Below are 17,208 nucleotides of genomic sequence, written 5' to 3'. Positions count from 1 at the left end.
ATGGAAAACATAAAGAAAATAAATTTAGGTAACAATATCAATTTAACTTTAATACCAACTAGTAAATTCAAATCTAATCTTGTAAGTATTTACATACAGAGATTATTAGATAAAGGTGAGGCTACAAAAAATGCTTTGATTCCTGCGGTAATATCTAATGGGTGTGAAAAATACCCGAGCCGAAAAGAAATATCAAGGGAATTGGATTACTTATATGGATCTTCTTTTGGGGCAGATATAACTAAAAGAGGTGAACGTCAAGTAATAAGTTTTAAGATTATAAGTACTAATGAAAAATATTTAGATGAAAATATATTTAAAGATGTAATTGAATTTTTCAATGAAATGGTAAATAATCCTTTAGTAATAGATGGAGGGTTCAAAGAAGAATACTTAAAAATAGAAAAAGAAAATTTAAAAAGTAGAATACAGGCAAAGATAAATGACAAAAGAAGCTATGCACATGATAAATGCTTTAAAGCTATGTGTGAGGGTGAGAGATATAGTATAAGTGAATACGGCTATGAAGATGAAATAGATGCTATAACATCTAAAGAACTTTACGAACACTACATGAATATACTAAAGACTTCACCTATAGATATTGTTGTTGAAGGCAACTTTGAAGAAGATGAAGTAAAAAATATAATATCAAAAAACTTTGAATTTGATAGAGCAGCTGTAATAGATATTCCTAGAGAAAAATATACAAAAAACATTGAAAATGTAAAAGTAATAGAAGAAAAGATGGATATAGCCCAAGGAAAACTAGTTATGGGCTATAGAACAAATATAGATTATATGGATACAAAAAAATATTATGCTTTAGTAGTTGCAAGCAATGTCTTAGGTGGTGGACCTCATTCTAAGATGTTTGTAAATATAAGAGAAAAAGAAAGTTTATGCTATTATATATTCTCATCTATAGAGAAGTATAAAGCGATTTTATTTGTATCATCTGGTATAGAAACTCAAAATTATGAGAAGACAGTTGACCTAGTCAAAAAACAATTAGAAAGTATACAGGCAGGAGATATATCTAGTGAAGAATTAGAAAATAGTAAGGTAGGCTTGATAAATTCTATGAAGACAATAAAAGACAGTATAGGTGGATTATCTGACTTTTATTTTGCACAAGCTATGGGTAAAACTAATTCTACAGTAGAAGAAATAATAGACAATATAGCTAATGTTAAAAAAGAAGATATAGTAGAAGTATCTAAGGGAATAGTGCTTGACACTGTTTATTTCCTGAGAAACTAGTGAGGAGGACAATATGAATAAAATAGTTAATGATATATTAAAAGAAGAACTTTATTATGAAAAGTTGGAGAATGGTTTAGATGTCTATTTTATGCCAAAACCAGGATTTAACCAAAAGTATGCAGTGTTAGCTACAAACTACGGGTCTAATGAGTTAGAGTTTATCCCTATTGGTGAAACGGAAAAAATCAGAGTAAACGAAGGAATTGCACATTTCTTAGAACATAAAATGTTTGAACAGCCTGATGGCGGTAATGCATTTGATAAATTTTCTAAATGGGGAGCAAATGCAAATGCTTTTACCAATTTTACAATGACAGCTTATTTATTTTCTACTACTGAGAATTTCTATGAAAGTTTGGAGCATTTGATAGACTATGTACAAACTCCTTATTTTACTGATGAAAATGTAGAAAAAGAAAAAGGAATAATTGAGCAAGAAATCAAGATGTATGATGATGATCCTGATTGGAATGTATATTTTAATTGCCTAAAGGCAATGTATGTAAATTACCCAGCTAGGATAGATATAGCAGGTACAGTGGATAGTATTTACAAGATAACTAAAGAGGAGCTGTATAAGTGTTACAACACTTTTTATAACCCGGGAAATATGGCGTTATTTGTAGTTGGAGATTTAGAGGTAGATAAAGTAATGGAAGTGGTTAAAGAGGCTAATAACTACGATGTACAAAAACTATCTCAAAAAATAGAAGTATTCTATCCTGATGAGCCAGAAACAGTAAAGGAAAAAGAAATAGTTCAAAAGTTCCCTGTATCAATGCCTATGTTTAATATAGCATTTAAGGATAATAAAGTAGGTATAAGAGGAAATGAACTTCTTAAAAAAGAGGTTATTACCGATATTTTAATAGATATGATATTTAAAAAGGGAAGCAGTTTGTACGAAGATTTATATATGAAAGGTTTAATAAACGAGAACTTTGGCGCTGGATTTTCATCTCAAGTAGATTATGCGTTTACTATAATTGGTGGGGATTCCAAAGATCCACGAGAAGTAAAAAGAGTTATACTTGAATTTATAGACAAATACAAAAAAGAAGGTCTTTTGGAAGATGATTTCGAGAGAAGCAAAAAGAAAAAGATTGGTAATTTCTTGAAGTGTTTTGACTCTGTAAATTTTATAGGGAACAACTTTATAGCATATAATTTTAAGGGAATTAATATGTTAGATTATTTAGATGTTGTCAAAGAAATTACATTTGAGGAAGTTGAGGAAAGACTAAACTCTCACTTTAAAGAGGAATTCTGTACTATATCTATAGTTGAACCAGTACAGAGCAATTAATTATTAGAGAACAACTAAAAAATTAAGAATTGTTCACCCAAAATGATAGAGTATATTTACATTATCTTTTTGGGTGTTTTTTAATTTGAAAGTATGGTGTCTATTATGTTATTATTTAGAATAGGTAAAATTTAGTCTTAAATTATTTAAGGAGGATGAAAAGATGGATAGAGTAGCATTTACTTTATTTGGGATAGATATAATGTGGTATGGAATACTAATGGCTACAGGTATGATTTTAGGAACTTTGATAGCTTTAAAAGAGGCAAAAAGAGTAGGTATTGAAGAAGACCATGTATTAAATTTGGCAATAGTAGCGATACCTGTGGGACTATTGTCTGCTAGGTTGTATTATGTAATATTTGAGTGGGGATATTATTCTCAGTACCCTTCTGAAATTTTAAACTTCAGAGGTGGAGGTATGGCAATACATGGAGCATTAATAGGAGGAATTTTGACGGGGTATTTTTATACTAAGATCAAAAAAATTAATTTCTTTAAAATGGCTGATGCCGTTATGCTTGGGATGCCTTTAGCCCAATCTATTGGTAGATGGGGTAACTTTATAAATGGAGAGGCTCATGGAGGACCAACTAATCTACCTTGGGGAATAATTGTAGATGGGACAAGGGTTCACCCTACTTTTTTATATGAGTCTATATGGGACTTAGGTATTTTTATATTTCTTGTAATCTTTAGAAAGAAAAAGAAATATGAGGGACAGATTATAACATATTACATAATTCTTTATTCATTAGGAAGATTATTTATAGAAGGTTTAAGAACAGATAGTCTAATGTTAGGACCTATTAGAATGGCTCAATTGGTGAGTTTGTTAGGGATTATACTTGGATTAGTGGCTCATATATACTTATCTAAGCATAATAAAATAAGTAATACTAAGGAGAGATAAAAAATGGAATTTCATCACGTATCTGTGCTTTTAGATGAGTGCATAGAAAATTTAAATATAAAGCCAGACGGAGTTTATGTAGATTGTACTATGGGTGGGGCTGGCCACTCAAAGGAAATAGTAAAAAAACTTTCTAATAAGGGTTTGTTTATAGGTTTTGACCAAGATAAAAATGCTATAAAAACTGCAAAGGAAAGATTGAGTGAATATAGCGATAGGGTTAAATTTGTTCATAGTAATTTTGAAAATATAAAAGACGAACTTGAAAAAATAGGGGTCTATAAAATAGATGGGGTATTAGCTGATTTAGGGGTATCATCACACCAACTTGATGAGGCTGATAGAGGATTTTCCTATATGCAGGATGCACCTCTTGATATGAGAATGGATGTAAGATGTGAATTTTCTGCCTATGATGTTGTAAATGGATACACAGAAGAAGAACTTGCCAAAATAATAAAAGACTACGGTGAAGAAAATTGGGCAAAGCGTATAGCTAAATTTATAGTAGAAGAAAGAAAAGAAAAGAAAATAGAAACTACTAAAGAGTTAGTGGACATAATAAAAAAAGCTATACCTAAGAAGGCTAGAATTGATGGACCACATCCAGCTAAGAGGACTTTTCAAGCTATAAGGATAGAAGTCAACAATGAACTAGGTGTAATTACAAAAATGATTGAAGATGCTTCTTCTATTATGAATAAGGGAGGAAGGATATGTATTATAACTTTCCATTCGCTAGAAGATAGAATAGTAAAAAATGCATTTAAAGAACTATCACTAGATTGTATATGTCCTCCACATTTGCCGATGTGCCAATGTGACAAAAAATCAGAGGTTAAGATAATAACTAGAAAACCTATAATACCTACAGATGAGGAAATTGAAGTAAACCCAAGATCAAGAAGTGCAAAGCTAAGAGTAGCTGAGAAAAAATAATCAACAAAAATAATAGAAAGAGAGCACCCATTATTTTAGAATGAGGTGCTTTTTTTTCGCTTATTTATCTAAAAAATTTATTGAAATAAATCGTATTATAAGAGTTGCTAATAGGATTTTTTAATATATTTAATAATATATAAATGAATAATTAAAGATTTTGTTTTTAGTTGTATGAATTTTACGATAAGAAGTTAAAGGAAGGTATAAACAAATAGACAAATATAATAAGTGTTGTTTTTATTTATAGGACTTTGTAGTGGGGGGATAATTTGATAAAAAATAATAAAATTAAGGATATAAATGAATATAGAAAACAGAACAAGAATAATTATAAAAATAGGGAACATAAAAAGCCTGGTCATAAAAATAGTGGACGCAAAAATAATAAATATAAAAGACGACTAAAAAAAAGGAGAGTTTTATTGTTAGCTATCTTAGTTTTGGGATCATCAGTAGGATATATATGTGGTTACTCAGTTATTGCAAAGATGAAATATGATATTCACTATTTAAAAAAGGACTTAAGAAAAAATGAGATAATTCTAGAGGGACTAAAGGCGAGAAGCTATGAAAATAGATCTGTAAATAAAATGGAGAGAGATGCTAAAGAGAAACTTCATATGGATTATCCAAAAAATAATAATATAGAGTACATAGATGTAGATTACTAGGGGGGAATAGTTTTGAAGAAAATAAAGGGGAGAAGCAGGAAAAGGTTGGTACTCCTTCTTATACTAGCCTGTTCACTGTTTTTAGCACTTATAATAAGAATCGGATATATTCAGCTTATAAAGGGAAATTGGTTAAATACAAGGGCGCTAGAACAACAAACGAGGGATATACCAATAGAGCCCAAAAGAGGTACTATATACGATAAAAATATGAAGGAATTAGCAGTAAGTGTAACTAAGTATACTGTGTGGTGCAAGCCTGTAGAGGTTAAAGACAAAGAAAAAGCAGCAAAAGAGGTTGCAGAAATACTAGAGGAAGACTATGAAAAAGTATATAAATCTATAAACAAGAAAAATATGGCACTGGTAAAGGTGAAAAGATGGATAGAAGACGATAAAGCCACAAAAATTAGAGATGCAAAACTATCTGGAATATGGGTAGCAGAGGATAATCAAAGATATTATCCTTATGGAAACTTTGCGTCATATGTACTTGGCCATACTTCAGCTGATGCTACAGGAATATCAGGTATTGAGATGCAGTATGATAAAAAACTAAAGGGTAAGGCTGGAAAGTTAATTATAAGTACAGACGCATCTGGGGTAGAAATACCGCAAGGGATGGAGAAGTATTATGACCCTGTTCAGGGAAATGGGTTAGTTCTTACTATAGATGAGGTAATACAACACTATGCTGAAAAAGCAGTGCAAAAAGCGTATGAAATAAACAATGCAAAAAAGGTAAGTGTAATTGCTATGGATCCTAAAACAGGTGATGTATTAGCTATGGCATCTAAACCAGATTATGACCCTAATGATTCAAAAACTCCGATTTATCCATACTACCAAGAAGAATTGGATAAATATAGCGATAATGAAAAGATAAAAGGATATTATAAAATGTGGAGAAATCCAGCAGTAAGTGATACATATGAACCAGGGTCTACATTTAAGTTAATAACATCTTCGGCATCTGTTGAAGAAGGTGTTATCAAAGACGGAGAAAAATTTACTTGTACTGGTGGAGTAAAAGTTGGTGGAAGAAGATTAAAATGTTGGAGACATTATAGACCGCATGGTGAACAAACATTTAAGCAGGCAGTTCAGAATTCTTGTAACCCTGTGTTTGTAGAACTTGGAAGTAGATTAGGAGTAAAGAAATTATATGATTATGTAGAAGCATTTGGACTTATGGATAAAACAGGAATAGATCTTCCTGGGGAAGCAAAGGGTATTTTATATGATGAAAAAAATGTAGGACCAGTGGAACTTGCAACTATATCTTTTGGTCAGTCTATATCAGTGACACCTATACAGCTTATAACTGCTATATCATCTATTGCAAATGATGGTAAATTAATGCAACCTAGACTTGTAAAGGCATACACAGATAATAAAGGAAATATAACTGAAGAAGTAAAACCAAAGATGATAAGACAGGTTCTATCAACTGAATCTTCTAAAGAGATGCTAGACGTGGCAGAATCGGTTGTAAGAGAAGGCGGAGGCAAGATAGCATACTTACCGGGATATAGATTAGGAGGCAAAACAGGTACGGCTCAAAAGGTTATAGATGGTAAGTATGCACCAGGTAAGTATATATGTTCATTTGTAGGGATAGCTCCATCTGATGACCCACAGATAGTAGTTCTTGCTATAGTAGATGAGCCAAATGGAGTTAGTGCATTTGGTAGTACAACAGCTGGTCCTATAATAAAGGAAGTAATGAACAATTCTTTAAATTATCTGGGAGTAAAACCGATTTATAGCGAAGATGAGAAAAAAGAATATGAAAAAGAAAAAGTAAAAGTCCCTGATGTAAGAAACTTATCCATAGAAGATGCCGTTAAAGCACTTGAAGAGGCAAAATTAAACCCTAACTTAGACACAGATATAGAAATGCCTAAGGGAATAAAGGTAAAAGATATGTTCCCAAAACCAGGTATTAAACTTTCTGAAGGTTCTACTATAATGCTATATACAGACAATTAAAATAGTTACAGATAGTTTACACATTTCATAAACGTGTTTAAATAATTATAAACATCTTCAAAAATTTAAAAATATGGTATATAATTATTAAGTTAGGAGTTATCGGGGGCAATGTATATCTACGGTATACATTGCCTTTTATTGCTAAAATAATAAGGCAAAAGGTTTTAAAGGAGGATAAAAAAATGAAGTGCTTAACAGTAAAGGAGTTAGTACTTGCAACTAAAGGAAAATTAAAGGTAGGAAGCGGAGATGACTGTGTAGACAATATTATTATAGATAGTAGAAAAGCAGATGATAAAAGTGCATTTATCTCTATAATAGGAGAAAACCTAGATGGACACAACTTTATGAAATCTGCATATGAAAAAGAATGTAAAACTTTTATAAAAAATGAAAGTAGTGGCATAAAATTAGAAGGTTCGGATATAAATTTAATAGAGGTAGAAGATACTACGAAAGCTCTAGGAGACATTTCTAAATACTACAAAGAAAAATTTGACATTCCATTTATAGGCATAACAGGTAGTGTTGGAAAGACCACGACTAGAGATATGGTATATGCCGTTTTATCATCGACATTTAATTCATTAAAAAATGAGGCCAATTTCAACAATCATATAGGCGTTCCTTTGACTCTACTTAACTTAAATGATTTTCATGAATGTGCAGTAGTGGAGATGGGTATGTCAAATTTTGGCGAGATAGAGTATTTAGCCAATATTGTAAATCCAAATATAGCGGTAATCTCTAACATAGGCCTATCTCACATAGACAACCTGGGTTCTCAAGAGGGAATTTTAAAGGCAAAAATGGAGATAACATCTAGATTTGACTCGTCAAATACTTTGATTGTAAATGGAGATGATAAATTCTTATCTACATTAAAAAATGAAAAGCACGAGTATAAATTAAAAACATTTGGATTTGACTCAAATAATGATATATATTGTGAAGAGTACAAAATGCAAGAAGAAGAAATAATATTTACTTGTGTCATAGATGGAAAAAAAGAGCAAATAACAATACCTACAGTAGGTGAACACAACATATACAATGCTATGGCAGCAATATTGGTTGGAATAAGTTTAGGCATTTCTCTAGATAATATAAAGGATGGACTAAAGAATTTTAAGGCCACAAAAATGAGATTAGACATAGTAAAAAATGGAGAAATGACAATAATAAATGATACATATAATGCCAGTCCAGATTCTATGAATGCAGCCCTAAAGATATTAGGAAGGTACGAAAACAATAGAAGGGTTGCAGTACTTGGAGATATGTTTGAAATGGGTGAACACGAGGAGTATGGACATAGATTAGTAGGAGAAACTTGCATAAATAATACTGATGTATTAATAACTATAGGTCATGCCTCTAAATTTATATCGGATGAGGCTGAGAGGTTAGGATTTAAAAAACAAAACATACATCATTTCAAAATAAAGGAAGATGCTATTAAAGAACTAAACAGATTAATAGAAGAAAAAGATGTTATTTTAGTTAAAGCATCTAGAGGTATGAAATTAGAAGAAGTAGTAGAATATCTAAATAAGTAATTAAACCAATGAGATAGCCAACAAGGGAGAGGAGTCATATTATGTTAGGAATAAAAGAACTTACGTATACATCAATGATATCATTTCTAATAGTAGTTATATTAGGACCGATATTTATACCAATGCTTGCAAAATTTAAATTCGGTCAAACAGTAAGAGATGATGGACCACAATCACATTTAGCTAAAAATGGAACGCCAACTATGGGTGGAATAATAATGATAGTTGCAATATTAATAACAGGCCTTACTAGAAGTAGAGTTAGTAAAGATATGTTTGTAGGACTTGTATGTATAGGAGGATTTGGATTTATAGGTTTTTTAGATGACTTCATAAAAATAAAAATGAAGAGATCTTTGGGGTTAAAAGCTTACCAAAAAATAATTCTTCAGTTTGCATTAGCTCTTTATGTATCATACTATCAATATGTAACATCGCCAAGTGCTACACAGATTACGGTGCCATTTACGGATTCTGTTATAAATATAGGAGTACTGTATATACCAATTATGATGTTTATAATAATAGGAACAGTTAACGCCGTAAATTTAACTGATGGATTAGATGGATTGGCGTCAGGAGTGACATTAATAGTATCAACATTTTTTATGATATATGCAGGATTAGTAGTTGTAAATCCAGAAATAGCAATATTGGCTGCTGCTACAGTTGGTGCTTGTCTAGGATTTTTAGGATTTAACTCTTATCCAGCAAAAGTATTTATGGGAGACACAGGTTCTATGGCACTTGGAGGAGCTGTTGTAGCTTTTGCAGTTTTAACAAACTCAGTTTTAATAATACCTTTGGTTGGAGGTATATATTTTGCAGAGGCAATATCTGTTATACTTCAAGTAATGTCTTATAAATTAACTAGAAAAAGAATTTTCAAGATGGCTCCAATACACCATCACTTTGAGCAGTGTGGATGGCCTGAGACTAGAGTTGTATTCACTTTCTGGATTATAACAGTTGTATTAGCATGGATAAGTATAATATCAGTATTTTAAGTTAGGGGGATAAAGATGAACTTAAGAGGAAAAAATGTTTTACTAGTAGGACTTGCAAAGACTGGTGTATCTACAATAAAGTGTTTAGATAAGTTAGGCGCAAGCATAACAGTTAACGATATCAAAGAAGAAAGTAAGCTAAAAGAAATACTTGATGAATTAAAATCGATAAATAATGTCAAATATATATTAGGTAGCCATCCAGAAAGTATTGATGATATAGAACTAGTAGTAGTATCTCCAGGAGTTCCACTAGACTTACCATTTATACATAAGTTAAAAGACAGCAAAATAGAGATAATAGGTGAAGTTGAGTTAGCTTTTAGGATATCTAAAAATCCTACGTTTGTAGGTATTACAGGAACAAATGGGAAAACTACAACTACAAGTTTGGTAGGAGAAATATTTAAAATGGATAATAAGGATACTTATGTTGTTGGTAATATAGGTAATCCTGTGATAGATGCAGTGCAAATGGCAGATGAAAAGTCAGTTTTGGTTACAGAACTAAGTAGTTTTCAACTTGAGAGTATAGATACATTTAGACCAAAGGTGAGTGCTATATTAAATATAACTGAAGATCATTTAAATAGACATCATACTATGGAAAATTACATTCAAGCTAAATCTAGAATATTTAAAAATCAACAAGAAGAAGATTTTTGCATATTAAATTACGATGATGAAATTGTGAGAGACTTAGATAAAAGTTGCAATGCAAATGTAGTATATTTCTCTATAACTGAGAAATTGGAAAAAGGTATATACTTAGATGAAGATGACAATATAGTAATAGATATAGATGAAAAAATAGTATTTATCAACAAAGATGAATTAAGTCTTCCTGGAAACCATAACTTAGAAAACTGTATGGCGGCTATAGGAATTTCATATGTATCTAATGTAAGTTTAGATTCTATAAAAAAAGTTGTAACAACTTTTAATGCGGTAGAACATAGACAAGAGTTTGTAAGAGAATTAAATAGTGTGATGTATGTAAATGATTCAAAAGGTACAAATCCAGACTCCACTATAAAGGCTGTTCAGTCTTATAAAAGACCGATAATACTAATAGCTGGTGGTATGGACAAAGGAAGTAATTTTGATGAATTGCTTGAAATAGCAAAACAAAACAATGTAAAGTCATTAGTTTTGTTAGGAGAAACTGCTCCTAAAATACAGGAGTGTGCTAAAAATAAAGGATTTAAAGAAATATACATGGTAAATAATATGAAAGAAGCTGTTGAGACTTCAAGTAAGATTGCTAAGTGTAATGATATAGTACTTCTTTCACCAGCTTGTGCAAGTTGGGATATGTATAAAAGTTTTGAAGAAAGAGGAAAAGACTTCAAGGATAATGTAAACAATTTAAAATAACCTCTTATAAATTTACTTACTTAAGTGTATGAATGGAGGTAGATTTGTCTAATGCCCAAGGAAGGTTTAAAAAAACATATTGACAGAGGTATGAGGACAGAATTTGACGGAGTGGTATTTTACACTACCATGCTTTTAGTATTTATAGGGATAATAATGGTGTTTAGTGCAAGTTTCATACAATCTTCATTTAAACACCATGATTCATATCATTTCTTAAAGAAAAACGTAATATATGCTATATTTGGCTTTGTGGCTATGATTGTTACATCAAACATAGACTATGTTTTTTGGAAAAAGAATTCTAAAACTATAGGGATTATAGCTGTAATATTGCTAGTTTTAGTATTGACTCCTTTGGGGATAGAAGCTAACGGAGCTAAAAGATGGCTCGGTGTTGGAGGGGCTTCTATACAACCAGCAGAGGTAGCTAAATTTGCAACAATTATAATAACAGCGAAGTTAATCGAAAAAAACTATGACAATATAAAATCCTTTAGAAAAGGTATATTACCGCTCCTTTTAGTACCATCGTTATTTTTTGCGTTGATAATCAAGCAACCTAACTTATCAACAGCTGGTACTATAATATTAGTTACGTTTGTTATGCTATTTGTAGCAGGTATGAATATGAAATTTGTAGTTGCTATGATAGGAACAGGATTTGCGTTATTTGTCGCTTTGGTAATTGCAGCTCCATATAGATTGGCTCGTGTTACCTCGTTTTTAGATCCATTTCAAGATCCATTAGGTAAGGGCTATCAGGTTATACAAAGTTTGTATGCCTTAGGATCTGGAGGTCTATTTGGGTTAGGACTTGGAAAAAGTAGGCAGAAATATTTTTATATACCAGAACCACAAAACGACTTTATATTTGCTATAATAGGAGAGGAATTAGGTCTTATAGGATGTATAGTAATAATAATGTTATTTGTTATATTAGTGTACAGATGTATTAGAATAGCTTTAAAGACCTCTAATGTATTTGCATGTATGGTTGTTATAGGTATAGGAGCTCAAATAGGTATTCAGGCAGCTTTAAATATAGCAGTTGCGACATCATCAATGCCAGCTACAGGTGTGGCACTACCTTTTATAAGTTATGGTGGGACCTCGCTGACTATTTTTATGGCCGCAATTGGTATAGTACTAAACATCTCAAAGCATGTCAAAATTAATTAACAGGAGATGATTTTTAAATGAAAGTTTTATTATCTGGTGGTGGGACTGGGGGACATGTATACCCAGCCATCGCTATTGCAAATAGAATAAAAGAGGAAAATCCCGATGCAGAAATATTATTTGTGGGTACGGAAAAAGGGATAGAATCAGAAATAGTTCCGAAATATGGATATGAATTAAAAACTGTTACAGTACAGGGATTTAAAAGAAAGATAGATTTTGACAACGTAAAAAGAGTTTTTAAACTTTTTAAGGGATTAGAGCAGTCTAGAAAAATAGTCAAAAAATTTAAACCAGATGTAGTTATAGGTACAGGAGGATATGTTAGTGGGCCTGTATTATTTAATGCATCTATTAGCAAAATCCCAACAGTGGTTCATGAACAGAACTCTTTTCCAGGGGTAACTAATAAAATGCTTTCAAAAACAGTTACAAGAGTATTGACTAGTTTTGAAGATTCACATGGAAGATTCCCAGAGGGAAGTAGAGAAAAATTAGTTTTTACAGGTAATCCAGTTAGAAAAGAAATACTACTAGCTAGAAAAAATGTAGCAAGAAGAAATTTAGGAATAACTGAAGATAAGAAGATGGTACTGTGCTACGGAGGTAGTGGTGGCTCTAGAAAAATAAATGAAGCTATGAAGTTGGTCATAAAGAATATGGTAAAAGACGATGTTGCATTTATTTTTGCAACTGGTAAAGGATTTTATGAAGAATTTATGACAAGTATAGAAGATGTAAAATTAAAGAACTATCAAAGAGTAGTTCCTTACTTAGAGGACATGGCAAATGCACTTGCAGCTAGTGATTTAGTTATAGGAAGTGCTGGTGCTATATCTTTGGCCGAAATAACTGCTTTAGGTAAGCCATCAATAATAATACCTAAAGCTTATACTGCAGAAAATCACCAAGAGTACAATGCAAAAAGTATTGAAAAAAAGGGTGGAGGATTAGCTATATTAGAAAAAAATCTTACTCCTGAAAGCCTTAATAATGCAGTATTTAAACTTTTAGGAGATAGAGAACAGTTAATTGATATGGCTGAAGCTAGTAGAAAAATAGGAAAACCAGAGGCCATAGACCTTATATATAATGAAATTATGGATGTATATAAAGCTAATAAAAAGTCAAAACCATCGCCTAAACATGCAGAAAATAAGGCTAAAAACGAGAATTTAGAAGCAAATAAAATGCAACCTAAGGTTATAGGTATAAAGAAAAGATAAAATTAAAAAAGATAAAATAAAAAAGAGGTAACATATAACCCCCCTAGTACATAGTATTTAAATTATAGGTATTTTGAATTTAATTACTACTAGGGGGGTTAGTTTTGTCTAAATATATAGTTAATGGTGGAAACAAAATAGAAGGAAGACTAAGTATAAGAGGGGCAAAAAATTCTGTACTTCCAATAATGGCAGCATCCATATTAAATGAAAATATAAGCATAATCCACAATGTACCCTATATATCTGATGTCAAATTTATGATAAAAATATTAGAGAGTGTGGGTTGTAGAGTTAAGTATGAAGATGGAACACTTACAATAGACAGTACAGTTATAAGTTCGGGTGAAATAGATGAAAAGTATGTCACAAAAATGAGATCGTCAATAATTATTATGGGGGCCATGATTGGGAGGCTAGATTATGTAAAAATAAATCACCCAGGAGGATGTGCTATAGGGGCTAGACCTATAGACTTACACTTAAAGGCTATCAAACAACTAGGGATAGAAATAAAAGAAGAGAGTGGAGTTTTATATTGTACCAAAGAAGATTACAAGGGATCTAGTATAAACTTTGAGTATCCAAGTGTAGGTGCTACAGAGAATGCTATGCTTGCTGCTGTAAAAGCGAAGGGAACAACTAAGATATACAATCCTGCTAGGGAACCAGAAATAGAAGATTTGCAGGATTTTTTAAACTCAATGGGAGCTAAGGTGACTGGAGCAGGAACTAACTATATAGAAATTGAAGGAGTAGAAAAGTTAGGTAGGGCAGAACATACAGTAATACCAGATAGGATAGCGATAGGAACATATATGATGGCAAGTGCTATGACTAGTGGTACCCTAGAGGTAGATAAAGTTGTAATACCCCATATGGAGGCTATAAATGATAAGTTGAGAATGGCAGGTTGTGAAATCGAATATATAGGTGATGGGTTAGTGTTAAAGTCACCTAAAACTATACAAGCAATAGATTTAGTAAGAACATCTCCTCATCCAGGGTTTCCCACTGATATGCAGGCTCAGATGACAGCTCTTATGAGTATATCAAACGGTACTAGCCTGTTTTATGAAACAATTTTTGAAAATAGATTTATGCATTGTGAAGGATTAAATAAAATGGGGGCAAATATAAAATATATAACTGAGAAAATTTGCATGGTAAAAGGTGTAAAAGAGTTTATGGGGACCAAGGTAAAATCACCAGATTTAAGAGGAGGAGCAAGTTTAATATTAGCTGCATTAGCCGCAAAAGGGCAGAGTGAAATAACTGATATATATCATGTAGAGAGAGGATATGAAAGTATAGAAACAGTTATAAAAAGCTTAGGTGGAGATATAAGGAAGGTAGATTAAGGCTCGTATAAGAGCCTTTTTTGATAGAAAAAATCGGACTAAGTTATATTGCTAAAACTTATGTAAAAATAACGTATAAAAAAATTTTATATCTTATTTTTTTTAGTAGGAGAACCAACTCCTTAGGTTGTATTTATAAATATAAAAGGGGTGGTATCTATTGAGAAAAACTAAAAGAAAAAGAATAAACCAAAATAAGGTAACAGTAATTTTGAGTTTTTTGTTTATGTTGACAGTTGGAAGCTGTATACTACTTAGTAGTAGTATATTTAAAGTAAAGCAAATAGATGTAAAAGGAAACAAGGAGTGTACAAAACAAGAAATCATAAATGATTTAGGGTTCTGTTTGGACAAGAATATATTTAGAAACAAAACAGGAGATATTAAAGATAAACTTATGGAAAACTCATATATTGATAAGGTTGAGATAACAAGAAAGCTTCCAGATAAACTTATTGTAAATATAAAAGAACGCAAGCCGATTGCATTGCTAAGAAATAATGGAAAAAACTGCCTTATAGATGATAAGGGAAATTTTCTAAAAAAGGTAGTTGATCTAGATGAAAACAAGGATAAGGTAGTAGTGGATGTTGATTATTATATAAATAAAGAAAAAAAGATAGGATTTAAGAATGAACATCATGGAAAAAGGTTATTTTATTTATTGGAGTGCTTAAAAAAGAGTAATGTATACAAACAAATTGATAAGGTTGATTTAATGGAAAAAGAAGATATACTTATAGTTAGTAGGAATAAAGTTAAAATCTTACTATCTGACAATGATAGACTTGACTACAATGTATCTAGACTCAATAGTATTTTAGTTGATTTACAGAATAAAAATATAAGTAATGGAACAATTAATCTAAGTTATGATAAATGTGCAATATATACACCAGAGTAAGTTTTTAAGCAAGGAGTGGTTTAAATTTGCCGAAAAAAATTAAGAATAAAGGCATAGTGTTAGCAAGTCTAGCACTGGGAGCTTTAATAAGCCTACAACTAAGGATAATAAACTTAGAGAACAATGGATTGACTACATCCGAGAGAGGAGAGCAGTTGCTTAGACAGCTTAAATCTCTAAAAAATGAAGAAGAAACTCTAAACAAAGAGATTGATGATATAAAAAATGAGGTGCATAAGTACAAGAATTTGGAGGGAGAAGATAAAGGGGACATCAAGAAGGAAATAGAAAAGTATGAGATATTGTCTGGCTATACAGATGTTTCAGGAGAGGGAATAGAAATCACAATAAAGCCACTAGATGCATCAGTAGAAAATGACATCAGTAAACAGATTACATATAACTATGACTTGTTGCTCTCTATGATAAATAAATTGAATTCAGCACAGGCTAGGGCTATATCGATAAATGGTCAAAGAGTGTTGTCAGATACATATATGGATATAAAAGAAGATAAGCTTTATATGAATGATACTGAAGTAAAAGAACCGATAACTATAAAAGCTATAGGAGACCCAGATACATTATCGTCTGCATTAAAAATAAAATATGGTATTATTTGGGAAATAGAACATTACTATAACTCAAAAGTGTATATAAAAGAAGTACAAAACCTAAAGATAAATAAGGGTAGTGATAAGACGAATTTATAGTGTTCCTAGAATTATATAAAAGGAGTAAAAATGTATAGAAAAAAAGATAATATAAAACAGAGAATGGTAATACTAGGTGCATTTATACTAGGAGTTTTGATTTCATCATATATCAAGTCGTTGTCGTCTAAAAGTTTATATATAAGTTTAAAAGATAAAAAAGAAATTGAGACGAATATAGGTATTGTAGGTTCTAGAGTAAATGAATTAAAAAGTGTCAAACAAAAATATGAGAAATCTCTAGAAAAGTATAAGGATGCATTAGAAGATGATGACAAATCAGTAGAAAGTGTAATGCAAGAGGAGTTAAGAGAGCTAAAAAAATCCAGTGGTTATGCTCAAGTATCTGGAAAAGGTATAATCATAAAGGTAAAAGATAGCAACAAAGACCTTGAGGATGGAGAAACCCCAAATGATTTAATAGTACATGACATAGACATTCTAAGGATATTAAATGATTTGAAAAAAGCAGGGGCAAGCGCTATATCAATAAATGGGGATAGAGTATTATCTAACACACAAATAAAGTGTTCAGGAGCAACTATTACAGTTAATGAAACAACATATGGACAACCATTTATAATCAGAGCAATTGGAAATAAAGATAGACTGAGGGAAATAATCGATTCTCCTGATTCATATGCAAGTCTTCTAAAGGATGTATATGGAGTTGAGGTAGAACTTAAAGAAGATAATAATATAGTAATAGAATAGTGGAAAATGGTAAAAAATAACATAAAAACAATAAAAATCAATAAAAAAATAAAAAAATAAGAAAAAGCTTGT

At 31.2% G+C, this 17,208-nt stretch carries 15 protein-coding genes; all 15 read left to right on the top strand.

Annotated elements, in window-relative coordinates; genetic code table 11:
• Positions 1-1,263, top strand: coding sequence for an EF-P 5-aminopentanol modification-associated protein YfmF (yfmF, locus tag BUB34_RS04805; RefSeq protein WP_073124815.1), 1,263 nt, complete (start codon positions 1-3; stop codon positions 1,261-1,263).
• 13 nt (positions 1,264-1,276) lie between these two features.
• Positions 1,277-2,572, top strand: a complete 1,296-nt coding sequence (gene yfmH / locus BUB34_RS04800) for an EF-P 5-aminopentanol modification-associated protein YfmH (protein ID WP_073124812.1) — start codon at positions 1,277-1,279, stop codon at positions 2,570-2,572.
• A gap of 163 nt (positions 2,573-2,735) precedes the next feature.
• On the top strand, positions 2,736-3,485 hold the full coding sequence (lgt, locus tag BUB34_RS04795) for a prolipoprotein diacylglyceryl transferase (RefSeq protein ID WP_073124810.1): 750 nt from the start codon (positions 2,736-2,738) through the stop codon (positions 3,483-3,485).
• 3 nt (positions 3,486-3,488) lie between these two features.
• On the top strand, positions 3,489-4,424 hold the full coding sequence (gene rsmH, locus BUB34_RS04790) for a 16S rRNA (cytosine(1402)-N(4))-methyltransferase RsmH (RefSeq protein WP_073124808.1): 936 nt from the start codon (positions 3,489-3,491) through the stop codon (positions 4,422-4,424).
• A 272-nt stretch (positions 4,425-4,696) separates the two neighbouring features.
• Positions 4,697-5,098, top strand: coding sequence for a hypothetical protein (locus tag BUB34_RS04785; protein ID WP_073124805.1), 402 nt, complete (start codon positions 4,697-4,699; stop codon positions 5,096-5,098).
• A 6-nt stretch (positions 5,099-5,104) separates the two neighbouring features.
• Complete coding sequence (locus BUB34_RS04780) at positions 5,105-7,090, top strand: stage V sporulation protein D (RefSeq protein ID WP_408605775.1); 1,986 nt, start codon at positions 5,105-5,107, stop codon at positions 7,088-7,090.
• Between the two features lie 185 nt (positions 7,091-7,275).
• Complete coding sequence (locus BUB34_RS04775) at positions 7,276-8,652, top strand: UDP-N-acetylmuramoyl-tripeptide--D-alanyl-D-alanine ligase (RefSeq protein WP_073124800.1); 1,377 nt, start codon at positions 7,276-7,278, stop codon at positions 8,650-8,652.
• A 38-nt stretch (positions 8,653-8,690) separates the two neighbouring features.
• Positions 8,691-9,659 carry a phospho-N-acetylmuramoyl-pentapeptide-transferase gene (gene mraY / locus BUB34_RS04770; RefSeq protein ID WP_143153312.1) on the top strand — a complete coding sequence of 323 codons (969 nt, stop codon included), beginning with the start codon at positions 8,691-8,693 and terminating at the stop codon, positions 9,657-9,659.
• A gap of 15 nt (positions 9,660-9,674) precedes the next feature.
• Positions 9,675-11,036: a UDP-N-acetylmuramoyl-L-alanine--D-glutamate ligase gene (murD, locus tag BUB34_RS04765; RefSeq protein ID WP_073124796.1), complete on the top strand. Its 1,362-nt coding sequence runs from the start codon at positions 9,675-9,677 to the stop codon at positions 11,034-11,036.
• A gap of 51 nt (positions 11,037-11,087) precedes the next feature.
• Positions 11,088-12,218 carry a stage V sporulation protein E gene (spoVE, locus tag BUB34_RS04760; protein ID WP_084120197.1) on the top strand — a complete coding sequence of 377 codons (1,131 nt, stop codon included), beginning with the start codon at positions 11,088-11,090 and terminating at the stop codon, positions 12,216-12,218.
• A 17-nt stretch (positions 12,219-12,235) separates the two neighbouring features.
• Entirely contained in the window at positions 12,236-13,444 is a 1,209-nt protein-coding gene (gene murG, locus BUB34_RS04755) for an undecaprenyldiphospho-muramoylpentapeptide beta-N-acetylglucosaminyltransferase (protein ID WP_073124794.1), read from the top strand.
• A 104-nt stretch (positions 13,445-13,548) separates the two neighbouring features.
• Positions 13,549-14,805, top strand: coding sequence for a UDP-N-acetylglucosamine 1-carboxyvinyltransferase (gene murA / locus BUB34_RS04750; protein WP_073124792.1), 1,257 nt, complete (start codon positions 13,549-13,551; stop codon positions 14,803-14,805).
• A gap of 160 nt (positions 14,806-14,965) precedes the next feature.
• Positions 14,966-15,709, top strand: coding sequence for a cell division protein FtsQ/DivIB (locus BUB34_RS04745; RefSeq protein WP_084120195.1), 744 nt, complete (start codon positions 14,966-14,968; stop codon positions 15,707-15,709).
• A gap of 26 nt (positions 15,710-15,735) precedes the next feature.
• Positions 15,736-16,422 carry a DUF881 domain-containing protein gene (locus BUB34_RS04740; RefSeq protein WP_073124790.1) on the top strand — a complete coding sequence of 229 codons (687 nt, stop codon included), beginning with the start codon at positions 15,736-15,738 and terminating at the stop codon, positions 16,420-16,422.
• 30 nt (positions 16,423-16,452) lie between these two features.
• Positions 16,453-17,136, top strand: a complete 684-nt coding sequence (locus BUB34_RS04735; protein ID WP_242948825.1) for a DUF881 domain-containing protein — start codon at positions 16,453-16,455, stop codon at positions 17,134-17,136.
• Positions 17,137-17,208 lie beyond the last annotated feature (72 nt).

It is taken from the genome of Asaccharospora irregularis DSM 2635 (assembly GCF_900129815.1).
In the GTDB taxonomy this organism is placed as follows: Bacteria; Bacillota; Clostridia; order Peptostreptococcales; family Peptostreptococcaceae; genus Asaccharospora; species Asaccharospora irregularis.
The sequence above is the reverse complement of the archived record's forward strand: the minus strand, read 5'-3'. Positions and strand labels throughout refer to the sequence as shown.